Annotated in this window: 24 protein-coding genes and 1 tRNA gene; 23 read left to right on the top strand and 2 right to left on the bottom strand. The window is 42.3% G+C overall.

Annotated features, from left to right (window positions below):
• Positions 1-675: 675 nt before the first annotated feature.
• The 12 genes from rpmH (at position 676) to MKZ09_RS33885 (ending at position 12161) form a co-directional block, all read left to right on the top strand.
• Positions 676-810 (top strand): 50S ribosomal protein L34, encoded by a 135-nt coding sequence (gene rpmH / locus MKZ09_RS33940; RefSeq protein ID WP_036677745.1) that lies wholly within the window; start codon positions 676-678, stop codon positions 808-810.
• A 289-nt stretch (positions 811-1099) separates the two neighbouring features.
• The gene (gene rnpA / locus MKZ09_RS33935) at positions 1100-1450 is read left to right on the top strand and encodes a ribonuclease P protein component (protein ID WP_036677842.1); all 351 of its coding nucleotides are present in this window, start codon (positions 1100-1102) and stop codon (positions 1448-1450) included.
• Between the two features lie 86 nt (positions 1451-1536).
• A complete protein-coding gene (locus MKZ09_RS33930) occupies positions 1537-2406 on the top strand; it encodes a YidC/Oxa1 family membrane protein insertase (protein WP_036677747.1) in 870 nt (289 codons plus the stop codon).
• The gene (jag, locus tag MKZ09_RS33925; protein WP_076202270.1) at positions 2403-3137 is read left to right on the top strand and encodes an RNA-binding cell elongation regulator Jag/EloR; all 735 of its coding nucleotides are present in this window, start codon (positions 2403-2405) and stop codon (positions 3135-3137) included. Before MKZ09_RS33930 ends, jag begins: the two co-directional genes overlap by 4 nt.
• A gap of 109 nt (positions 3138-3246) precedes the next feature.
• The gene (gene mnmE, locus MKZ09_RS33920; RefSeq protein WP_076132924.1) at positions 3247-4623 is read left to right on the top strand and encodes a tRNA uridine-5-carboxymethylaminomethyl(34) synthesis GTPase MnmE; all 1377 of its coding nucleotides are present in this window, start codon (positions 3247-3249) and stop codon (positions 4621-4623) included.
• A 39-nt stretch (positions 4624-4662) separates the two neighbouring features.
• The gene (gene mnmG, locus MKZ09_RS33915) at positions 4663-6549 is read left to right on the top strand and encodes a tRNA uridine-5-carboxymethylaminomethyl(34) synthesis enzyme MnmG (protein ID WP_036677754.1); all 1887 of its coding nucleotides are present in this window, start codon (positions 4663-4665) and stop codon (positions 6547-6549) included.
• 3 nt (positions 6550-6552) lie between these two features.
• A complete protein-coding gene (gene rsmG, locus MKZ09_RS33910; RefSeq protein WP_076202267.1) occupies positions 6553-7278 on the top strand; it encodes a 16S rRNA (guanine(527)-N(7))-methyltransferase RsmG in 726 nt (241 codons plus the stop codon).
• 413 nt (positions 7279-7691) lie between these two features.
• Positions 7692-8507: a nucleoid occlusion protein gene (gene noc / locus MKZ09_RS33905; protein ID WP_036677760.1), complete on the top strand. Its 816-nt coding sequence runs from the start codon at positions 7692-7694 to the stop codon at positions 8505-8507.
• 178 nt (positions 8508-8685) lie between these two features.
• Positions 8686-9447 (top strand): ParA family protein, encoded by a 762-nt coding sequence (locus MKZ09_RS33900; protein WP_036677762.1) that lies wholly within the window; start codon positions 8686-8688, stop codon positions 9445-9447.
• The gene (locus tag MKZ09_RS33895; protein ID WP_076202265.1) at positions 9440-10282 is read left to right on the top strand and encodes a ParB/RepB/Spo0J family partition protein; all 843 of its coding nucleotides are present in this window, start codon (positions 9440-9442) and stop codon (positions 10280-10282) included. Before MKZ09_RS33900 ends, MKZ09_RS33895 begins: the two co-directional genes overlap by 8 nt.
• A 196-nt stretch (positions 10283-10478) precedes the next feature.
• Positions 10479-11624 (top strand): aminotransferase class V-fold PLP-dependent enzyme, encoded by a 1146-nt coding sequence (locus MKZ09_RS33890; protein ID WP_076202262.1) that lies wholly within the window; start codon positions 10479-10481, stop codon positions 11622-11624.
• A 36-nt stretch (positions 11625-11660) separates the two neighbouring features.
• Positions 11661-12161, top strand: a complete 501-nt coding sequence (locus tag MKZ09_RS33885; RefSeq protein WP_036677768.1) for a DUF4446 family protein — start codon at positions 11661-11663, stop codon at positions 12159-12161.
• Here MKZ09_RS33885 and yyaC read toward each other — a convergent pair.
• On the bottom strand, positions 12133-12741 hold the full coding sequence (gene yyaC / locus MKZ09_RS33880) for a spore protease YyaC (RefSeq protein ID WP_076202259.1): 609 nt from the start codon (positions 12739-12741) through the stop codon (positions 12133-12135). The genes MKZ09_RS33885 and yyaC overlap by 29 nt on opposite strands.
• A gap of 119 nt (positions 12742-12860) precedes the next feature.
• Here yyaC and MKZ09_RS33875 point away from each other — a divergent pair, with 119 nt between their 5' ends.
• The 4 genes from MKZ09_RS33875 (at position 12861) to MKZ09_RS33860 (ending at position 14514) form a co-directional block, all read left to right on the top strand.
• Positions 12861-13106, top strand: a complete 246-nt coding sequence (locus MKZ09_RS33875) for a DUF3343 domain-containing protein (RefSeq protein WP_076202256.1) — start codon at positions 12861-12863, stop codon at positions 13104-13106.
• A gap of 21 nt (positions 13107-13127) precedes the next feature.
• Positions 13128-14168 (top strand): mechanosensitive ion channel family protein, encoded by a 1041-nt coding sequence (locus tag MKZ09_RS33870; RefSeq protein ID WP_076202254.1) that lies wholly within the window; start codon positions 13128-13130, stop codon positions 14166-14168.
• Positions 14168-14380 carry a DUF951 domain-containing protein gene (locus MKZ09_RS33865; protein ID WP_076132917.1) on the top strand — a complete coding sequence of 71 codons (213 nt, stop codon included), beginning with the start codon at positions 14168-14170 and terminating at the stop codon, positions 14378-14380. The genes MKZ09_RS33870 and MKZ09_RS33865 overlap by 1 nt, the downstream gene beginning before the upstream one ends.
• Before the next feature lie 43 nt (positions 14381-14423).
• Positions 14424-14514, top strand: a tRNA-Ser gene (locus tag MKZ09_RS33860).
• Positions 14515-14882: 368 nt separating this feature from the next.
• Here MKZ09_RS33860 and MKZ09_RS33855 read toward each other — a convergent pair.
• Positions 14883-15080: a YjzC family protein gene (locus tag MKZ09_RS33855; protein ID WP_036677774.1), complete on the bottom strand. Its 198-nt coding sequence runs from the start codon at positions 15078-15080 to the stop codon at positions 14883-14885.
• A 217-nt stretch (positions 15081-15297) separates the two neighbouring features.
• Here MKZ09_RS33855 and rpsF point away from each other — a divergent pair, with 217 nt between their 5' ends.
• The 7 genes from rpsF to MKZ09_RS33820 all read left to right on the top strand — a co-directional run bounded on the left by rpsF (position 15298) and on the right by MKZ09_RS33820 (position 23186).
• A complete protein-coding gene (rpsF, locus tag MKZ09_RS33850) occupies positions 15298-15582 on the top strand; it encodes a 30S ribosomal protein S6 (protein WP_036677776.1) in 285 nt (94 codons plus the stop codon).
• A gap of 48 nt (positions 15583-15630) precedes the next feature.
• A complete protein-coding gene (gene ssb, locus MKZ09_RS33845) occupies positions 15631-16137 on the top strand; it encodes a single-stranded DNA-binding protein (RefSeq protein ID WP_036677780.1) in 507 nt (168 codons plus the stop codon).
• A gap of 21 nt (positions 16138-16158) precedes the next feature.
• Positions 16159-16431 (top strand): 30S ribosomal protein S18, encoded by a 273-nt coding sequence (rpsR, locus tag MKZ09_RS33840; protein WP_036651767.1) that lies wholly within the window; start codon positions 16159-16161, stop codon positions 16429-16431.
• A gap of 516 nt (positions 16432-16947) precedes the next feature.
• Complete coding sequence (locus MKZ09_RS33835) at positions 16948-18897, top strand: endonuclease MutS2 (protein ID WP_076202251.1); 1950 nt, start codon at positions 16948-16950, stop codon at positions 18895-18897.
• Between the two features lie 193 nt (positions 18898-19090).
• Entirely contained in the window at positions 19091-20809 is a 1719-nt protein-coding gene (gene opp4A, locus MKZ09_RS33830; RefSeq protein WP_076202249.1) for an oligopeptide ABC transporter substrate-binding protein, read from the top strand.
• Positions 20810-20893: 84 nt separating this feature from the next.
• Complete coding sequence (locus MKZ09_RS33825; RefSeq protein WP_036677789.1) at positions 20894-21838, top strand: D-alanyl-D-alanine carboxypeptidase family protein; 945 nt, start codon at positions 20894-20896, stop codon at positions 21836-21838.
• A gap of 322 nt (positions 21839-22160) precedes the next feature.
• Positions 22161-23186 (top strand): LCP family protein, encoded by a 1026-nt coding sequence (locus MKZ09_RS33820; RefSeq protein ID WP_076099795.1) that lies wholly within the window; start codon positions 22161-22163, stop codon positions 23184-23186.
• The last annotated feature ends 182 nt before the right edge of the window (positions 23187-23368 follow it).

Below are 23368 nucleotides of genomic sequence, written 5' to 3'. Positions count from 1 at the left end.
AGACTGTCACTCCTTTAAATCTTCCAAATGTGGCATCAGCCATGAAGTGGAAATGTCGAAGAAAATAGGTTGGTGCTGATATTTATCCCCAGTAGGCAATATGAAGAGACAAAAAAATATGGATAAATTTGATTTGTTCACAACTTTATCCACAGCTTGTTGATAATTAAGAGAACAAACAAATCTATTCACATTCAAAAGTAATACCATCATAGCAAAACGCCCCTTATTTTTCAATGAGCAGGGCTATTTTATCCACAAATTCAAGCACTTGTGTACAATTATTAGGAACACCACTACATATTGTTGATAATTTGTTTACGGTTCGACACTTTACGCCAAAGGTTCGATAATTTTATACACAGGTTGTGCTCAACTGTGAGTAGTCGACTTTATTTTTTGAGCACAGGTGGATAACTGTCATATCTTGTGGATTACTTTTTTTCTGGGGAGAGTTGTGGATAAACACCTGAGCTTGAGGGGGAGGAACAAGCCGGTTACTAGGTTGACTTTTGCTCATAAAATATGTTTAAATATATAAAGGTGTTTTCTGTAAGGATATGTCTCGATATATAAAAATGATGATTCTTGTAGATACTGTCCCTACTATAAGGACGGCTTAGTCCGTTTCTGCTTATATGACAGTAATTAAGTTCCTGTAAGGGAGGTGCAATTATGAGACCGACATTTAGACCAAATGTGAGCAAACGTAGTAAGGTTCACGGTTTCCGTAAAAGAATGAGCACGAAAAACGGCCGTAAAGTGCTGGCAGCTCGCCGCTTGAAAGGCAGAAAAGTTTTGAGTGCGTAAGTTAGGCCACTAAGGGACCACTGCGGTGGTCTTTTTTTACTGCTTTTTATTATTATTGCTCTGCAAAAGTCTAGGATCTCGCTTAATGCGCTAGCTACACTTTGCGGGGCTATTTAACGTATATTGAGAAATATTTTGTGAGAAGTTGAAATTATTTTTCCTACTATATATAGAAGCTTAATTTCAGCACAGCAAATGTGGTCGTTTATGGCTGCTTGCAAATGCCTATACTATTAGAAGAAAAAATTCGGAGGGACACTTAAACCGGATTTTTATGAAGGAGATTCCCGTGCACAAAAAGTTACGTTTACGAAACCGTGCCGACTTCAGTCGTGTATACCGCCATGGGAAGTCATTTGCGAATCATCAATTTGTAGTGTATTGGTTTGGCAAAAAAGAGGTAGAGCGATTTAGAGTAGGTGTGTCTGTTAGCAAAAAGGTCGGAAACGCGGTTGTCCGTAACCGTATGAGAAGATTAGTTAAGGAAATCGTCCGTCACCATGAACCTGAGATTGCAGGTGGCTTAGACATGGTGTTTATCGTAAGAAAAGGAGCGCTTTCCATGGAGTATGCAGAGCTCGAAAAAAGTGTGCTGCATGTGCTTCGTAAAGCCAAGCTACTCAAGGCTTCCCGCAAATAAAGGGTGCTTAAGAGGCTTGTTTATTTGTATTCATAATTATGGTATGATTTACGGTGGAATGGAATGTTTAAGAGAGGGGTTTTGAAGTGTCTCTAATGAAGACTAGACGAGGAAAATGGTTTCTCCTCATCACGGTAATGGTGTTGTCGTTAGCTGTTCTGTCGGGATGCGCTCCGTCGACTGCTGTCACGCACACTACGGAGGATTTGAAGAATGGAGGCTTCTGGCAAAGTAATGTAGTGTATTATTTCGCCATTGCCTTGGACAAGTTTGCAGATTGGTTTAACGGAGAATATGGTTTAGCCGTACTTGTGATGGTTATTATTGTCCGCACGTTGATTCTTCCGCTTACTATTAAACAGGTGAAGAGCTCGCGTGCAATGCAAGCCATTCAACCGGAACTCCAAAAGATCCAGAAAAAATATAAAGACACACCTGAAAAGGTGCAGCAAGAAACAATGCGTTTGTTCCAAGAAAATAAGGTTAACCCAATGGCGGGTTGTTTACCGCTGATCGTACAAATGCCTATCTTTATCGCTCTCTACAACTCGATCTACTATAATCCACATCTACGGGAGCATACCTTCTTGTGGCTGGAGCTAGGTAAACCCGATCATCTGTTTATCTTGCCAGTACTAGCAGCATTAACAACATTTATTCAAACTAGAATGATGACCAAAATGAATCCAGTGCAACAACAAGGGCCAATGCAGTTCATGATGATGATCTATCCAGTTTTGATCTTCGTTATGTCGTACAACTTCCCTGCAGCCTTGCCACTATACTGGGTGTACAGTAACCTTTACACTATTATTCAGAACTACTTCTTATACCGCAACAACGATAAACACAAATTGGCAATCGCAAGTGCTGTAAAAAGTACAGATGACTCCAGTCCTGCTCCGAAGAGCAAAGGCGGCAACAAGTCATCGAAGGGAGCCAAAAAGTCAAAATGAGCAAAGTCGTCGCAACAGGGAAAACCATTGAAGAAGCTGTAGAACGGGGACTAACCCAGCTTGGAGTTCAAAAGGACCGGGTAACGGTCAACGTACTTGAGCAGCCATCAAGAGGATTCCTGGGATTGATCGGTGCGAAAGGTGCCAAGGTTGAACTAACCTTGGTAGCCGAAGCCGCACCGGCATCAGCGGCGAGTGCTCCGTCACTGCCTCAACAGTCAGCAAGAGAGAGCAAACAGGAGGCCATCGGCGGTGTGCCACGCCAAGATTCCGGACAACCGGTGGAGGAAGCTTACCAAGAAGCCGTTCATTTCATTGTGGATGTCGCTAAGAGCATGGGGCTCGAAGTGGAGGTAGAAATCGTCCACACCAAGGAATCCACGATTCTGCAAATTTCCGGTCCAGATTTGGGACTGTTAATTGGCAGAAGAGGACAAACTCTCGATGCTCTACAGTATTTGGCTAATATTGTAGCTAACCGTTATTCCGACAGTTTTATACGGCTTGTGTTAGATGCAGAGAACTTCCGTGAGCGCCGTAAAAAAACGCTAGAAGAGCTGGCTGATCGTTTAGCCGGACGTGTAATTCGCACTCGTAAAGAGGTTGTATTGGAGCCAATGTCTCCTCAGGAGCGCAAGATTATTCACTCCAGGTTACAGGATCACCGGCAAGTGAGTACCCTCAGCAAAGGCGAAGAGCCAAATCGCCGCGTCGTTATAACCTTGAAGTAAAGACTATATGGATGCAATGACTCCTTGACCAATGTAAGGAGTCATTGTTTTTTTAAAAATAAAAGAACGTTTCTATTCAAAAAATATAAGTTTTGGGGTGAAAAACAGCATGCTTAGTGACACCATTGCTGCCGTATCGACGGCATTAGGCGAGGGAGGAATTGCTATTATTCGGGTAAGTGGCCCACAGGCTATTTCCCAAGTGGCACCATTATTTCGTAGTCGAATTCCATTAACTGAAGCGGAATCACATACCGTTCATTACGGACATATCGTAAGTCCTGATGACGGAGAGAAGATGGAAGAAGTGTTGGTAACCGTTATGAAAGGACCACGTTCTTTTACGACAGAGGATGTAGTAGAGATCAGTGCTCATGGCGGTGTAATTTCTGTAAGAAGAGTGATGGATTTACTTCTGCAGCAGGAGATAAGGTTAGCCGAGCCGGGGGAGTTCACCAAGCGTGCTTTCTTGGGCGGACGTATCGATTTATCGCAGGCTGAGGCTGTTATTGATTTGATTCGCTCTAAGTCTGACCGGGCTTTTTCTGTAGCTTTAAAACAGGTTAGCGGATCCTTATCGGATCGAATTCATGCTTTACGCCATACACTTATTGAAATGCTGGCTCATATTGAAGTGAATATAGATTATCCAGAACATGATGTAGAATCCATGACAGCTGAATTTATTAAAGATAAAAGCAGTGAGGTTATGGAGGGAATAACAAAGCTGCTTAAGACATCTAATGAAGGAAAAATACTTCGTGAAGGGATTACGACAGCTATTGTCGGACGTCCGAACGTTGGTAAATCATCATTGCTGAACGCATTAGCGCGTGAGAATAAAGCGATTGTAACAGATATTCCGGGAACAACACGTGATGTCATAGAAGAATTTATAACGATAAACAATATACCGCTTAAGCTGCTCGATACAGCGGGAATTCGTGAAACGATGGATGTTGTTGAGAAAATTGGGGTGGAGCGCTCCAAAGCGGCAGTTAGTGACGCCGACCTGATTCTACTTGTGCTGAATGCTAATGAAGAGCTGCATGAGGATGAATTGGCATTGATGGAACAAATCCACGGTAGACAGTGCCTAGTAATCATGAATAAAATGGACTTACCGTCCAAACTGGATAAGGATAAGTTGCTCTCGTTTTTTGAGGAGTCAAACATTGTACCGATGTCCGTTCTGGAAGAGGAAGGTCTAGACAAACTTGAAGATGCCATTTCGACACTCTTTTTTGGTGGAAAGCTGGAATCGGGTGACTTGACATATGTGAGTAATGTGAGACATATAGCCCTGCTCAAAAAAGCCTATAAATCACTTCAAGACGCATACGATGCTGCAGAACAGTATATACCGATTGATATGATTCAAATCGATGTACGACTCGCATGGGAACAGCTTGGGGAAATAATTGGCGATACTGCAGCTGACTCTTTGTTAGACCAAATATTCTCACAATTTTGTTTAGGAAAATAAGATTCACGATTTAATATAATTTCAAGGGGGAAACAGGACATGAGTTATGATGGAGGCAACTATGACGTTATCGTCATTGGCGCTGGTCATGCTGGCTGTGAAGCAGCACTGGCTGCAGCCCGGATGGGTTGCAGTACGTTAATGATCACAATTAACCTGGATATGGTTGCATTCATGCCCTGCAATCCGTCCATAGGCGGACCTGCCAAAGGACATGTAGTGCGTGAAATTGATGCGCTTGGCGGAGAAATGGGCCGCAATATAGATAAGACATTCATTCAACTGCGTATGCTGAATACAGGTAAAGGACCAGCAGTACATGCTTTACGTGCACAGGCCGATAAATTCCTTTATCAACATACAATGAAGGAAACTATGGAGAAAACGCCTAACTTGACACTTCGTCAAGGGATGGTTGAGCGTTTAATCGTTGAGGATGGACGTTGTGTAGGTGTAGTTACGAAGACTGGCACTGAATACCATAGTAAGACTGTTATCCTGACAACAGGTACTTACCTGCGTGGTAAAGTGATTATGGGTGAGCTAACATATGAAAGTGGACCTAACAATCAACAGCCATCCGTGAAGCTTTCTGAGAACTTGCGGGAGCTTGGGTTTGAATTGGTGCGTTTTAAAACAGGTACTCCACCACGTGTACATCGTGATACGATCGATTTCTCTAAGACAGAAATTCAACCAGGGGACGATGAACCGAAATTCTTTTCGTTCGAAACGAAATCATCCGATAACGAACAGCTTCCTTGTTGGTTAACGTATACCTCTGAGGTTACTCATCAGATTATTAATGACAACCTTCATCGTGCGCCAATGTTCACAGGTATTATCGAAGGAACTGGCCCACGTTATTGCCCTTCTATAGAAGATAAGGTCGTAAGATTTAGTGATAAATCTAAGCATCAGATCTTTTTAGAGCCAGAGGGAAAAAATACATCGGAATACTATGTACAAGGTCTGTCCACTAGTCTTCCTGAGGATGTACAGTTAGCTATCTTGCGTTCCATCCCTGGTATGGAAAAGGTAGAGATGATGCGTAACGGCTATGCTATTGAATATGATGCAATGGTTCCTACACAGCTATGGCCATCTCTTGAAACTAAACGTCTTCCAGGTCTGTTCACTGCTGGACAAATCAATGGCACTTCCGGTTATGAGGAAGCAGCAGGCCAAGGGGTTATGGCTGGAATTAATGCAGCACGCAAAGTGCAAGACAAAGAACCCGTAATCCTAGATCGTTCACAGGGATACATTGGTGTACTCATTGATGATCTCGTGACTAAGGGAACGAATGAACCTTACCGTCTGCTTACTTCACGTGCAGAATATCGTTTGTTGCTTCGCCATGACAATGCAGATCTAAGACTTACACCTATCGGTTACGACATTGGTTTGATCACACAGGAACGTTTTGATAACTTCACAGATAAGAAAGAACGGGTGGAGCGTGAAATTGTTCGTCTGCAAGAAACAAAGGTTAAACCTGTTGATGTAAATCAAGTACTAGCGCAATATGAATCGGCACCTATTGTAGATGGCAGCAATTTGCTTGTTCTGATGCGGCGCCCAGAGCTTGTATATAGTTTTGTTGATCAAGTATCACCATCACCAGAGATGCTGGACGCAGAAATGAAGGAGCAAGTAGAAATCCAAATTAAATATGCCGGATATATAGAAAAACAACTTCAACATGTGGAGCGCCTGCAAAAGATGGAGAAGAAGAAAATTCCAGATGACATTAATTATAATGAAATCCATGGATTAGCGATGGAAGCGAGGCAGAAGCTGACTAAGATTCACCCGATCTCTATCGGGCAGGCTTCTCGGATTGCGGGAGTTACACCTGCTGATATTTCCATTCTTCTTGTATATCTTGAGCATTACAACCGGGTAACCGCGGCGAAAGGATAAGGTATGGATAATACGGAAGTTCAATTCACACAACTATTACAGGAACGGGGCATATCCCTTACAGCAGAACAGTTAGCACAATTTGATCTGTATTATAAGGAACTCGTAACCTGGAATGAAAAAATGAATCTGACGGGTATAACTGAGCGAGAGCAGGTATATACGAAGCATTTCTATGATTCTATTTCATTAGCTTTTTTCCTAGATATTAACGAGATCACCAATCTCGCAGATATCGGTTCAGGAGCTGGGTTTCCAGGAATCCCACTTAAAATATGTTTTCCTCATTTGAAGCTAACGATTGTTGATTCGCTCAATAAACGAATTTCATTTCTGCAGCATGTAAGTACGACATTGGGATTAACTGATGTACAATTGATCCATGGGCGGGCAGAAGATGTCGCGCGCAAGTTCACTCATCGTGATGCCTATGATTTGGTTACAGCACGTGCGGTAGCAAGACTATCTTTATTGAATGAATTTTGTCTCCCCTTCACACGCAAAGATGGGGTGTTTGCTGCAATGAAGGGTAGCGATCCTTCAGAGGAATTAAGCGAAGCTAAGTACAGCTTAAAAGAGCTTCGTTCTGAACTCAGCAAAGTGGAGTCGTTCAGCTTACCCGTGGAGGAGTCGGATCGACATATTGTTATGATTCGTAAGACAGGAGCAACACCAGCTAAATATCCAAGAAAAGCGGGAATTCCTGCCAAAATGCCATTGATAAAATAATGTTTCACGTGAAACATTACCGCTACTCAAAGTTCCTTTAGGAGCATTCTCTTTAAACAAAGGGAATGCTCTTTTTTATGAAAATGATGAAAACAAAAATCGATAAATATCAAATTAGACAAAAATTAGATTTATAAGCTGATTTGGTTGTTGCACCTGTAAAAATGCAGGAAAAATAGGTCTTTACGGAGAATATGATTATGTAGAGAAAAGTGATAGAATAGCATAGTAGACTTTAATTTTGTATATAACTCCTTCTCTGTACTCTTGTTCGAAAGAAGGAGAGATTATGATGCCTGTTCATTACAGGTAATTCCATAATATCAGAATGTTTTAGATTGCTGTACGATATGCTTTCCGTGAAGAAGGTCAAGAAGATCGTACTATAACGAAATTAGGTGGTTATGAACGGAATGAAAGAACAATTTACCAAGCTATTTGGGTTTAACGAGCGGAGCAGCGGAGAAGAAATCAAACAAATACCAGTTCATGAGGTCGTTAGCAGTCCTTACCAACCACGGACTATATTCGATGATGACAAAATTGATGAGTTATGTCAGACAATTAAAACTCATGGTGTCATTCAGCCTATTGTTGTACGTATGCGAGATTCTATATATGAGATCATCGCAGGCGAACGGCGCTGGCGGGCAGTTAAAAAGCTTGGTTTAGAGACAATCCCTGCTATTGTCCGTGAGTTCAATGATTCGCAGGCTGCATCTATTGCGCTCATAGAAAATCTACAGCGTGAAGGTTTGACCTCCATAGAAGAAGCTGTCGCTTATCAAAAGTTAATTGATCTTCATCAATTAACACAAGAAAGCTTAGCACAACGCTTAGGCAAGAGTCAGTCGACTATAGCGAATAAGATTCGTTTACTCCACTTACCTGAAGAGGTTAAGACAGCGTTGATGGAACGTCAGATTTCCGAAAGACATGCGCGTTCACTCTTATCACTGGATAGTGTGGAAATGCAATTGAAAGTTTTGGCAGAGATTATTGCAAAAGGATTAAATGTTAAACAAACGGAAGCTCGTATTGCTTTCTATAAACAAGTTTCGCAAACTAAAAAGTCAAAACGGGTCTCCTATACCAAGGATGTTCGTCTAGCTCTTAATACAATTCGTCAATCTATTGATATGGTGTCAGGCTCAGGTATGGAAATCAAAACGTCAGAAAATGACCGTGGTGACCATTACGAGATTGTAATCCAAATCCCCAAAAGATAAATTGTTTCAAAAGCTGAAGGCGGCCTTAAAGTGATTGGCCGCCTTTTGTGTGACTTTAACCAGGATGTATTGCTCAGTCCTGCATTTTAGAGTTTTAGCCTATATAAAGTAATATAGTTTGGCCGTTTGTACTTGCGATCTACGAGAAGATTCTTCCTAACTATTCGAGGTGAAATTAGTGTCCAAGATTATTGCCATAGCAAATCAAAAAGGCGGTGTCGGTAAAACAACATCCTCTGTGAACCTAGGTGCCGGTATGGCTACATTAGGAAAAAGAGTGCTTCTAGTTGATATCGATCCTCAAGGCAACACTACCAGCGGCGTTGGCATCAACAAGGCGGACGTAGCGAATTGTATATATGACATTCTCATTAATGAAGTAAATCCTCTAGAAACGATACTTGAAACTCAAAATGAAGGACTGCACATCATCCCGGCGACTATTCAATTAGCGGGGGCTGAGATCGAATTAGTATCAACGATTTCCAGAGAGTTGAAATTGAAAAAAGCCCTAAATGCGGTTAAAAATAATTATGACTACATCATCATTGATTGTCCTCCATCCCTTGGGATTTTGACGATCAATTCCCTTACAGCAGCAGATTCGGTAATCATCCCGATTCAATGTGAATATTATGCGCTCGAAGGGTTGAGTCAGCTTTTAAACACTGTGCGTCTAGTGCAAAAAAATCTTAATCCGCATTTAAAAATAGAGGGAGTACTATTAACCATGTTGGATGCCCGTACGAATCTAGGGATCCAAGTCATCGAAGAGGTTAAAAAGTATTTTCAGGAAAAAGTTTACAGAACTATCATTCCTCGGAATGTCCGCTTAAGTGAGGCGCCGTCTCATGGACAATCCATTATTACTTATGATCCTCGCTCAAAGGGAGCAGAAGTGTATTTAGAGTTGGCAAAGGAAGTGATTTCTTATGAGTAAACGTTTAGGGAAGGGTCTGGATGCTCTGATTCCTTCTTTATCTATTAATGAAGATGATAAGGTAGTAGAAATCCCATTAGCTCAATTACGGGCTAACCCTTATCAACCACGCAAGGATTTCAATGAAGAAGCAATCCAGGAATTGGCTGAGTCCATCAGACAACATGGCGTGATTCAACCGATCATTGTACGGAGTGTTTTGAAGGGGTATGAAATCATTGCCGGTGAACGCAGATTTCGGGCTTCGCAATATTGTGGTAAACCTACGATTCCAGCAGTCGTAAGAAATCTAAGTGATCAACAGGTTATGGAGATCGCCCTGATCGAGAATTTGCAACGTGAAAATTTAAACGCAATGGAAATCGCAGTTGCTTATCAAGGGTTGATGGATCAATTTTCACTCACACAAGAAGAGCTATCACTTAAAGTTGGGAAGTCCAGATCACACATCGCTAATTTCCTAAGATTGCTTACTTTACCGGAAGAAGTAAAAGAATATGTTTCACGTGGAACAATGTCTATGGGACATGCGCGAGCTATTGTTGCCTTGAAAGATCCGGAAGTTATTAAACAATTGGCTGAACAATGCGTGGAACAGCAATGGAGCGTAAGAGAGCTTGAAGAAACAGTGAAAAATCTGGATCGAAAGCCAACGAACGGTACAAAGATTAAAGTTGTTAAACGTGATCCTTATATTGATAATGTAGAGGAAGTATTACGTGAACGGTTTAAAACAACGGTTAAGATAAAACAAGGTAAGGAAAAAGGAAAGATTGAACTGAATTACTACGGTGCGCAGGACTTAGAAAGACTGTTGGAATTATTGGGTAACTAAATGGGTATCTATGCCAAGAACATATCCTGAGCTATCCGTAATCGGATAAGTAGGGGTATGTTTTTTCAAAATATAAGGATGTATAAAGTATAGCTGAATATTATCCTTGTATTTCTACAGATAAGGTTATTATCTATAAAGGGCGACAACGTTGTTTCTTCTTAATGAAAAAGAGTATGAGACGAGGAGCGGGGTTATGGAAGACTTCGTATATTTGGATCATGCGGCTACGTCCTGGCCTAAACCTCCAGAGGTGGCAGCTGCGATGATGAATGCTTTGCAGTCGGGAGCAAATGCTGGCAGAGGGAATTATTCGCTGGCCATGGGAAGCGGACGGGTGTTGGTGAGAGCCCGGAGTTTGCTGGCGGAGTTGTTTGGGGTTTCTAATGCACAAGACATAGCGTTTACCCAAAACACTACGATGGCATTAAATATGGCGATTAGAGGTACGCTCAAAGCAGGGGACCATGTAATCTCTACAATGACTGAACACAATTCTGTGCGGAGACCTTTGGAATATTTACGTAAGTCACTAGGGATAAGTGTTGATTATCTGAAGGTGGATCGGGCAGGGCAATTGGATTTGTACGAATTGGACAAGGCGTTTCGACCAAACACTAAAATGGTAATTTGTAATCATAGCTCCAACTTATTAGGTAGTATACTTCCCATTGGTGAAATCGGAGATCTAGCTAAAGCAAAGGGTGCTATGTTTCTAGTGGATGCTGCTCAAAGTGCAGGCTCGCTTGATATTGATGTGAAAAAGATGAATATTGACTTATTAGCTTTTCCTGGGCATAAAGGATTGCTTGGACCACAAGGGACTGGTGGGCTCTATATATCACCTGAATTGGATCTCGAGCCCTTAATGCATGGAGGCACAGGCAGTCAATCTGAGAATCGTGAACAACCCTCTGTTCGCCCAGATCGGTATGAAGCGGGAACGCAAAATGCGGTAGGAATTGCTGGTTTACTAGCCGGTGTTCAAAAGGTAAAATCGATAGGGACAAACGTTATCCACGAAAGAGAGTGGAAGCTGACTCAACTGCTGATGGAGGGGTTGTCCCATATTCCAAACATTAAACTATTAGGACCCACATTAGGGGCTCCGAGAACTGGGATTGTGTCGTTTGTAGTGGATGGGGAAGAATCGGCGAATATAGCTCACCGTCTAGATCGTGAGTATAAAATAGCCGTCAGAGCGGGTATGCATTGTACCCCACTGGCACATAAGGCTGTTGATACACTAGAGAGTGGTGCTGTTCGGGCGAGTGTAGGCGTTGATACGACAGAGCATAATATAAGCAGAATGCTAGCTGCTATGGATGAGTTATATGGCTGATGCCCGCAGCAGATAAATAAAAAGGATGGTCCATTCATGTCTGAAATGAATCAATTAATTAATGAACAGTTGCAGTGGTTTGTGTTTGGTTTCGTAGTAATTATGCTAGTACTGATAGTGACTGTAATCGCCCAGGGAGCTAAGCTGCGGACTATACGGCGCAAATATGAGGCCATGATGGCCGGAAGCGGTGTGGAGGATCTGGAAGGCCTTCTGGTTGATCTGAAGAACCAAAGCGACATGCTGGAAGAAGAACAACGTGAGCAAAAAGCATTGATAGAAGCTACCCAAGTCAAAATCCGCGGTATGAAGTCGAATATCGCTCTGAAGCGTTATAATGCCTTCGGTGAACGTGGTAATGATTTGAGCTTTTCGGTGGCTATTCTGGATGACAATAGCAGTGGCATTGTATTAACCAGCCTTCATAATCGTGAGAACTCATATATTTACTCCAAGCCTATGCAAAATGGGGAATCACAATATGCCTTATCGCCTGAAGAAAAAGAAGTTATAACTCTCGCGTTGCAGCAGAAGTAGCATGTAGGTTCCATTGTTTTAAAGCAGAATATAGACTTGTAGCGATGATATCAGATAATCGCATGACTAGACTTAGCCGTGTATTCTGCAATACGAAATACTCCATAAAGCCGTCGACATTAACGATTCCAGTCAAATGGATATCTCCAACCGGCGGCAATTGTTTATTTACGCCAGCTCCTGGTCTGAGGGGACCTTCAACGACTTGGATGCAGCCAACACTAGTAGAGTGACCTAAGCAGGCATCTATTCCGATGACAAACGGGTTATTATATTTTTCATTAATTAGAGACAAGGTCTCTTCAAGATTGACAGCATGAACCGGTTCTTCAAGGGTACCGTATAAATGAAACAATGGGCTATGAAAACGGGATAATGCAGTACCAACAAGAGGACCGAGAGAGTCTCCGGTGGAGCGATCAGTGCCTACACAGATGACGATAATTTGAGTCTCTGGACGCGTGCGTGAAAAGTGAAAAAGTAGTCGATGAGTAATTGCGGAATAGATATCGGGATCTGTATGTGATATTTTTAAACAAGACGTTTCTTGCGCTGCTGTAGCCTTGGATGAGGAGTTCATACCATCTTCCTTTCTAAAGGTGATTCTATTTGTTGGTATCTAGTATATGGATAGAAGAGGGGTTTTATACTACAGCAGCAAGAGATAGGACGATAAACCTATGGAGAGGCTTGACGTATATGCAGGATGAGATGTTAATAGCGTTTGACTCCACCCAGCAGGCGCTTCGTGCTGAAATGCTGCTTGAGTATGCTGAAATAGAAATTGATATATTTCCAACTCCGAAGGATATCACCGCAGGTTGCGCAATTTCCATTCAGTTTTTTCAAAATGCGCTGGAAGAGGTAAAAAAGATTATTGTTGAACAGGAAATAGAAATACGCGGCATCTACGGAAAACACAACGAGAATTACATACTGATTTAGGGGTAGGGAGGAGTACATGCGATGAATATGTGGATACTGGAGGCTGATACACCCGGTGCGGATACATTAAAAGATGCCATTCGTTTTAAAGATAAGGTGTGGAATTGGTTTACCGATGCTGATATGTGGGCGGATGTATTATTTGCCGGTCTACGGATTCTTGTTATTTTTCTCTTAACCCGGGTTATTATTAAAATTGTTTCTAATATTATTGATCGTTCGCTTGAGCGCAAAACCGGTGGCAGACTTCTGTCCAACACACGAAGGTTTACTACGGTTGGGGAATTGATGAAAAATGTAGTGACGGTTATCTGTAATTTTGTGATGATCATGCTCGTGCTTTCTGAGTTCCACTTTGATTTGGCACCATTGTTGGCTGGAGCGGGTGTGCTTGGTTTAGCAGTGGGTTTTGGGGCGCAAAGTTTGGTGAAGGATGTTATTACAGGTTTCTTTATTATTTTAGAGGATCAATTTGCAGTGGGTGATGTAATTCAAACGGGGACCTATAAAGGAACGGTAGAATTAATCGGACTGCGAACAACCAGACTGTTAAGCACGACTGGAGAAGTATTTATTATCCCGAATGGATTAATCACGAACGTGACCAATTATTCTCTCTCAAATGCATTGGCTGTAGTTGATGTTCCTGTAAAAATGGAGCGCAGCTTGGAGGCCACGCTAGGTTTGATTGGAGAAGCGCTAAAAGGAATAGAAGAGCGTAACTCTAATGTTCTTGCTTATCCTAATGTGCTCGGTATACAGTCCATGAGTACTTCGGAATATGTAATTCGTATAGCGGCTAGCTGTTTACCTAATGCAAAAGAGATTGCGGAGAGACAGATTCAGAATGATATTAAGCAGGCACTAGAGAAACTAAGCAGTCTAGAGCAGGCCCAAGCTGCTCAAGCCGAAGAGGAAGCGCGTTTGAAGGCAGAGGAAGAAGCAAAGGCTGAAATTGAACTGGCAAAAACAGAAAATGAGCAGGAAGTATCGGATACGCCTGACACTGGATCGAGACGCCAAATCGCAGCTACACAAGAGGGGAAAAAGGGGGAAGGGTAGTGGAACGTAAAGTTTTTCAGCTTGGAGATATTGTACAGATGAAGAAACAGCACCCTTGCGGTTCTAATGAAATGGAGATCATTAGAATGGGGATGGATATCCGCATTAAGTGTACAGGATGTCAGCATAGTGTTCTGATTCCCCGGGCCAAATTCGAGAAGAATATGAAGAAGGTACTGCGTTCTGTAGAGGGAAATACAGACAATAATTAAGCTTGCAAATGGCATGTCTGCATGATACAATTATTTTTGCTGCGGAGAGGTACCCAAGAGGCCCAAGGGGGCTGACTCGAAATCAGTTAGGCGTGTCACAGCGTGCGTGGGTTCGAATCCCACCCTCTCCGCCACTTCAGCATAATATAACATTTTAATGAATCCTTCGTTCCTGTAACGGAGGTTTTTTTGTGTCCACTGAGCTGTTTGCAAAAGATCATAACATGCAAAAAGAAGGGCCCTTTCGGGTCCTTCTTCAAGAGGCAGTACATCAATGATGTTGGAATTTCTCTGTATATAGCGACTAAAGTGATTTAGGCGTTGCTGAGGTTACTGCTTTTTAGACAATAACCCACTACTATTCCCAGCTAACAATAGATGCTGAATCAGATATCCTGTGATTGTGTTCGTCTACGACGGCCAACGGAACCACACCTCTCTTTTGTACTGCCTGAGAATAGTATGGTGTAATGTCGGTTTTTTTATACACATTTATTTTTAATTAATGTACACGTGCTTTTTCAACCTTTTTCCACTTCCGATTTTTGTTACTGGTCTCGGGGAACGTATCCCCTTTTTCCATTTTAATATGCTGTGGATTCTGAATTTCGGTATGGAAGCTTCGCGCTTCACCTACCTCTGTATACATGCCTGGATTGGGGGCTTTGTCGCCTTTTTCATATTCCGTCTTTTCGCCCATCATTATCGCTCCTTCCTTAAGTGCAGATGAATTCACTGATTATTGTGCGCAGGTAGGGTTTTTTTCATGTAAAAAGAGGGTGGAGGGTTGTCCGGTATTAATATTGCTTGCACTCTGCTGCTCGTTTTGGTATATTAATCAGGTGCGAGTCTATGTTTGTGCTCGTTCCTTGCTCCTGACGTGATTAGGGGCCTCAGACCATAAGGAGGTGAAAATTATGCGCAAATATGAAGTGATGTACATTATTCGTCCTGACATTGAACAAGAAGCTGTTCAAGCAGCAGTCGATAAATTCCAAGGCATCATCTCCAATGGCGGGGAAATTACAAAGCACGAAGTGCAAGGTAAACGCCGTCTTGCGTATGAGATCAAGAAATTCCGTGATGGCGTTTATGTTTTGGTTAACTTCAATGCAGAACCTGCAGTAGTTACTGAATTAGAACGTCTTATGAAGATTTCTGACGAAGTTATTCGTTATCTCATTACGAACGACGTTGCTTAAGATCTTGACAAGCTTTGTAATGAATCGCTCTAAAGGAGGGGACCAGAATTGTTGAACCGTATCATTTTGATCGGACGGTTGACCCGTGACCCGGAACTTCGTTATACTCCCGCTGGTGTTGCCGTAACTCAATTTACGCTTGCCGTAGATCGTAACTTTACGGGCCAGAACGGTGAACGTGAGGCAGACTTCATCCCGGTTGTTACCTGGAGACAGCTAGCAGAAACCTGTGCCAATTATTTGCGCAAAGGTCGTCTGACAGCAGTGGAAGGACGCATCCAAGTGCGGAACTATGAGAATAACGAAGGTAAACGTGTATACGTAACTGAAGTTATTGCTGATAATGTTCGTTTCCTGGAATCTTCACAAAGCCGTGAAGGTGGAAATACTTCAAGTGGTGCAAGTAGTATGCCTGAAGAGCCAGCATATGGTGGCGGTGGTAACGCTGGACGCGGAAATAACAACAATAATTTCTCGCGTAACAACAATACTCAAGATCCTTTTTCGGGCGATGGTAAACCGATTGATATATCGGATGATGATTTGCCATTTTAATTAGGAAGGACTGAAAAGAATATGGCTTTTAAACCAAGAGAAGGCGCTGACAACGACAAAAGACCAGCACGTCGTGGTGGACGCAACAAGCGTAAAAAAGTTTGCTTTTTCACTGTGAACAAGATTACTCACATTGATTATAAAGATACTGAACTTCTTAAGAAGTTCATCAGCGAACGTGGAAAGATTTTGCCACGCCGTGTAACAGGTACAAGTGCAAAATACCAACGCGCTCTTACCATTGCTGTAAAACGCTCGCGTCAAATCGCGTTGCTTCCTTACACAACGGAATAGGACGTTTTATAAAAGCAGTCGGGAAACCGGCTGCTTTTTTTGTTGTGAAAAGCCAGCGTGCGGATTACGTTTGACGTTCAATCTGGAATGTGTTAAATTACAGCTATCCTATAATAAAAGGGGAAATATTGATGTTGGTGACCGTTCTTAACTAGCAATTTCATAACACTGGATTAGGAAGGCTTTAGCAGGCTCGTCTTTTGGCGTTTACGTGCTCTATTTGAGTCCGTCTCGCACAGATGTCTGTTGTTCCTAACGGTGGATGATTTAGTTAAGAACACACGAAGCGTCATATGGCCTCTTTACGGCTATTGTTCTCTTTGTAATTAACCGTGCTCTTAGAGCACGGTTTTTTTGTTTTTCGGCCACCCTGGCTTTTATAGGGGGACCTTAAAACGCCAGAGAACAATAGCATAAAAAGAAGGGCAAGGACTGCCATAGTGGCATTCTTTGTCCTTTTTGCGTTAGGGAGATTTTGTTCCAAAAAAATAATTGGATCAATAAGGAGGATTTGCTGTGAATTTACAAAGTCTAAACACGTTGGAATACGAAATTATTAAAACCGAGCTTAGCCGTCATGCGGTATCTTATGTAGGAAAGAAAACTGTAGAAGAGCTTATGCCAATGACCTATTTGTCTTCGATTCAAAGAGCGATGGAGGAAACGACTGAAGCTAAAGAACTGCTGGAGCGGGGTTCCAGTGTACCGATTCCTTCATTAGAGGGGATTGAGTGGATCATGTCACTAATGGGGACTGGGTATTTGTACAGTGAGCAAGATTTCACTGCAGTGGCTACATTTCTAAAGAGCTGTAGTCAATTGCGCAAATATATGGCTTCTAAAGAGCAAAGTGCTCCCCGGATTGCTGCTTATGCTTCCTCGCTGCTGGAATTAAATCATGTGCGGGAAGCAATTGATCGTTGTATTCGCTTTGGGGTGATTGATGATGGAGCTAGTAAGGGGTTAGAGCGGGTTCGTAAACGGATTGCCGTAGCTAAAGAACGTCTTCATAAAAAAATTGACGGGATCATGTCGCGCCATCAATCGATTTTGCAAGAGAATATTTATAGCCAGCGTGGTGGACGTTATGTTATCCCCGTAAAGCGGGAGTATCATAAGCAAATAAAGGGATCGGTACTCGATCAATCCACAAGTGGACAGACGGTGTTCATTGAACCAGATGAGATCGCCTCCATGCAGATTGAGCTGGATTTGTTATTAGGAGAAGAGGCGCGCGAAGAAGCTGTGATCCTCAGTATGCTGACCAACATGGTAGAACAGGAACAAACTGCACTGCGCCTAAATATCGAGGTCACTGGCACCTATGATTTTATTTTTGCCAAAGCAAAGTACGCACGAACGCTGGGAGCATCTGAGGTTACTCTAAATGATAGGGGTTTTCTAAGGATGAACGGAGGTAGACATCCCATGCTGCAGGGCATGGTTCCAATTAGCCTGGAGATTGGGAAGGGATATAGATCCCTAATCATTACAGGTCCAAATACAGGCGGTAAAACGGTGGTGCTCAAGACCCTCGGGCTGCTGACCCTCATGGCTCAATCCGGGCTGTTGATTCCGGTCGAGGAGGGCAGTGAGTTTACAGTCTTTACGGATGTGATCAGTGTAATCGGAGACGGACAAAGTTTGGCCCAATCACTGAGTACATTTTCGGCACAAATGAAGAGTATTGAGGGAATGCTGAGAGATGCCTCTAAAGGGGTGCTGCTGCTCATTGACGAGCTGGCGGCAGGTACAGACCCTGGCGAAGGAATCGCCCTCTCAATCGCCATTCTGGAAGAGCTGAGCCGTAAAGGGGCGAATATTATCGTCACAACCCATTTTAATGAGCTAAAAGCCTTTGCTGCTGCGACAGCCGGTTTTCAAAATGCACGAATGGAATTCGACAAAGAAACGCTGCAGCCGTTGTATCGTCTGACTATCGGAGAAGCGGGGGAGAGTTACGCTCTGCAAATTGCCAAAAAGCTGGGTATCCAGGATAACGTTATCAAGCGATCTTGGGAGATCGTTGAGGCGCAGCAGCAAAGGCTGCAGAAAGGTGATGGGTCGGCATGGGCAAGTCTTTTTAGCAAAGAGGGAGAGAAAGGGAAGACTGCCCCCGTTATAGAGGATTTTGAAAAAGAAGAAAAGTCTGCGGAATCACTGAGCGATAAGGAGAAGCAGACCCAATATGAAATTGGTGATGCCGTTCTTGTAACTTCACTAGGGCGGATAGGCATTGTTTATGAGAAAAAAGATCACTTAGGAATGGTCGGAGTGATGATCCAGAAGCAAAAAATGCGGATTAATCATAAACGTTTAAAGCCATATCTATCCAAAGATGAGCTGTATCCTGAGGAATATGACTTTGATATAATTTTTGAGAGCAAGGATACCCGTAAAAAGCGGAAATTGATGCAGCGTAAGCATGTCGAAGGCCTGAGAATTACGCATAAGGATGAAGAATAATGTAATAAAGGGATCAGCCTATGAGGTAGGTCCCTCTTTTTTTATAAATACTATGAAAAATGCGTAAATTCAAGCAGGAGTATAGGCCTAAAGCTTAGAAGTTATTGTAACCATTCTAAAACTTTGTTACAGTAAATATTTATTCCATAGCTTAGATGTAGATATACGTTCAACTAGAGAAGGGAAGGAACACATGAAGAATAAGAAGATATGCGGGTTCTTGTTAACAATGCTCGTGATGACTACAGTATTGTCAGCATGCAGCAGAGCAGGTACCAGCAGTAATTCATTATCTTTACATCACAATGAGGTGGTCGAAAAGCCACAGACTGGCGGAGTAGTTACTTATGGATACTCATCGCCGTTTATGGGCTTCTTTGAGCCTGCTTTTTATGAAGGTGAAGATGATTTTCATGTGCTGGAGTTTATTACTGAGGCCATGTTTACGATAGATGATGATTTATCAACGGTTCCTAATATCGCCACTTGGCAGGAGTCCGAGGATCATAGAATATTTACCTTTAAAATTAAACCGGGAATCCGTTGGCATAATGGAGATGAACTGACCGTAGAGGACTGGAAATTTGCGATGGAGACTATTGCTAGTCCAGACTATACCGGATCGCGTTATTATAGTGTGGAAATGATTCAAGGTGCAGAAGCCTATCATAAAGGAGAGGCGAAGACTATAACAGGTCTTAAGGTTATAGATCCTTATACTTTGAAAATAACAATGACAGCTGCCCGCGTAAATACGATTGATAATCTATGGCCGTATCCGATGAATAAAAAATATTATACTGGAGTCGCCGTTAAGGATATGCCTGAGAGTGATCAGATGCGAAAAAATCCGATTGGGATTGGCCCCTTTGAGGTGAGCCTTATTGAACCTGGCCAGCGGGTGGAGATGAAGCGCTTTGATCAATACTATAAAGGTAAGGCTTTATTAGATGGTGTCTTGTATAAGGTATTTGATGACAAGGAAATCATCAGCCTGTTTGAACAAGGCGTTATTGATATAGAGAATGCTCCACGAGATACTTATGAAAAGCTGAGCGAACTCGATAATATTAATATTTTACAATCAAATGAGCTTGCTTATGAGTATATAGGGTTTAAATTTGGGTATTGGGATAGTGAAGCTGAAAAAATCGTAATGGATAACCCTAAATTTGCGGATAAAAGATTACGTCAGGCGATGTATTATGCACTTGATCGGGAGGGGATCATTCAATCATTTTCTCATGGGTTAGGCAAGCCTATAGAAACTCCGGTTTCCAGTGCAAGCTGGGCGAAGATCCCTGACAGTCAGATTAATACGTATCCCTTTGATCCGGAAAAAGCAAAGCAGCTGCTTGATGAGGCTGGTTTTGTAGATGTTGATGGAGACGGGCTGCGTGAGGATCAAAAAGGAGAAAAGTTAGTTATTCATTATGATTCTATGCTAGGCAGTCATTCTGCAGAGTTACGAACTGCTGCTATTCTGGAGGATTGGCGAAATGTGGGACTTGATGTGCAGCTTAATGGTGGGGCGTTAAAAGAGCTCAACACCTTCTACGAAGCAGTGGAGGCTGATGATCCGTCCATTGAGTTGTTTAACGGGGTATGGGGATTAGCTAATGATCCTGATCCTTCAGGTCTCTGGAGAGAGAATGATTTGTGGAACTACCCACGTTGGTCCTCGGAGCGGAATGAAGAATTGATTCGCGATGGCACCAGTATGAAGGCGTATGATAGAGATTATCGACAACAAGTCTATTATGAATGGCAGAAGCTAGTGAATGAAGAGGTTCCAATGATCTTTTTTGCGGAAAGAGAAAGCATTACTGCAGTTAATAAACGTCTACAAGGTGTGCGTGTTGATTCTTTGGGCTCTATTATTGAACCTAATAAATGGTGGATAAAGGACTAAATTAAAAAAAATAAAAAAAATTACGCAAAAAGTGAAATCAAATTGCTGTTTCATTCGTCATATATATTATGGAGGATGACAACGATGAAGAGACGGATATTAATATGGGCTGGTGCAGCTTTGATAGTCGTTGTCTTAATTACGGTGTGGAGGCCTATCGAGCTAGGCTTTAAACCGGATATTGACGCGGGTTCAGCAGTGCTGCTAGATATGGATAGTGGAGACATATGGGTCAATATCAACGGCGATGTGCCTATGCCACCGGCCAGTGTGTCTAAATTAATGACTGAAATGATTGTGCTGGATCACATAACCTCTGGAACCCTTAGGTGGGAGGATAGAGTCCCTATTAGTGCTTACGCCAGTCAAATGGGTGGTATGAGTCTCTCATTAAAACGAGGAGATTTCTATACAGTAAGGGAGCTATTCGAAGGCATCACCATCTATTCTGCTAATGATGCTGCAGTTGCATTGGCAGAATATATGGCAGGATCAGAGGATTCTTTTGTACTTATGATGAATGATAGAGCACGTAGTTTAGGTTTATCTCCTAATACGGTATTTACCAACGCCTCTGGATTGTCGAGCAAGGATCTTGGTATCATTCGTCAGCCTACGCATATCGGTGGCCAGACGATGATGACAGCGAGGGATACAGCCAAACTGGCAGCTGCGCTAATCCATAATCATCCTGACGTACTGAATATTTCCGGTCGTACACAGATGCAATTAAAGGATAAAGGGTTATATGTTAGTAATAGCAACCTTATGCTTCCAGGTATGGGCGGCGCTTACGCATACGATGGAGCAGATGGGTTAAAGACTGGATATGATAGCCAGACGGGATATTGTATTGCGGGATCAGCCCAGCGAGAGGGGCACCGGCTTATTGCGGTCGTTATGGGGGCGGAGACTTATGGCAGCCGATTTGAGGGTGCTGCTAAATTGTTCGATTATGGGTTTTTCCGCGGTTTACATTATGGAGAACGGGTAAAACATATTATACATGCCCTTGGAATTCGAAGTTAAATTTGGAGCATCATACCAGTAATTATTACTTGGTATGGTGCTTTTTCCCTATACATGTCGGTATTTGTTGTTTCTTTTTATCCATTTAGTGATTACAATAGAAATATTGTTTTATCCCATATTATTTTAGAAACGCAAAAAAACTTTTTTCTATAATTTAGAATGACCCGAATTTCCTGAAAGGGGGGACAATAAGATAATGGAATAAGGGACAGTAAATTCGCCGCCGAGAGAAATAAAACCATGACTGCCTGAGAACGATCAGGAGGCATTGTAAATATATGGTATGTGTAATTATTCTACAATAAAGAAGGAATCAAAGATGAAAAAAATAAAGAAAAGATACATTGCGCTAATTGTTCTCGTCGTTGTTATAGCGGGAGGCTTTCTCTTTCGGAATTCTTTGGCCGTATTAGCTTTTGACCTCTTTTTGTCCGATCGGGTAGAAAGCAAGCTGAAAGAAGAATCTTACCAGCCACTTAAGGATGAGAATAAGGTTAAGCCAGAGCCGGTTGTATACAAAAGCGATCCATTCTCGCTGATGCTGCTCGGGACTGATCAACGCGACAATGAAACCGCACGTTCGGACACTATGATGTATGCTGTTGTTCGCCCTGAGGATTACAAAATTCTGCTTATTTCTATTCCACGTGATACGTATACCGAGATTATTGGCCATAACGATAATAAAAAAGATAAGATTACCCATGCTTATGCTTTCGGTGGGCAGCAAATGGCTAAGGATACTCTGGAAGCACTGCTGGAGCATGATATTCAGTATTATGCCACCATTAACTTTCAAGGGCTCAAGGATGCCGTTGATGCTATTGGAGGCGTTCCGCTGCCTATCAAGAAGGACATTGTAAACAAGGGCAAGGACCATGAGAAGTTTACGATCGAGGGTGGAAAGTCGAATTATAACGGTCAAGAAGCACTTAACTATACACGCTACCGTGAAGATAGTGACTTTAACCGGACCAAACGCCAACAGGTTTTTATTGATGTCGTAGCTAATAAAATGTTATCGATCAGCCAAATTGGCAATATTCCTAAGCTGCTGGATATTATGGGCGATAATTTTAAGACCGATATTGAGCCTTCAATGATCATTAGTCTAGCCAAGAAATTTATGGGCGGCAAAGATATGGATATCTCAAGCTTTACGGTAATGGGCGAAGGAAAACGTATTGACGGACTTTATTATGATATCGTTGATGAAGAGGATTTGCGCGAAGCTAAGGCGCTGATTGATAATTGGATGAATGCAGGAACACCAGTAGATCAACTGATTGAGCCGGGAAAAGCAAGTAATGCACTCGAGCCCAAAGCGACAGCAGTTACGCAGTAATTCTAATTGGAAAGCTAAACTCATATAAATAAATTGCAGCAGCCATAAACATTCTCATGGCTGCTGCTTACTGTCTTCATGTTATAATGAGTTGGAACTATTATTTAGCTGCTACGTATAATCACATTGGCATGGCAGTAAAAGGAAGTTAAAGAACCGTAATTCCTTCGGAACTCTTTGAG

Origin of the sequence: Paenibacillus sp. FSL R5-0908 (assembly GCF_038006245.1) — a bacterium.
GTDB lineage: Bacteria > Bacillota > Bacilli > Paenibacillales > Paenibacillaceae > Paenibacillus_AQ > Paenibacillus_AQ odorifer.
Note: the sequence above shows the minus strand (reverse complement) of the source record. Positions and strands in the feature narration are given on the sequence as shown.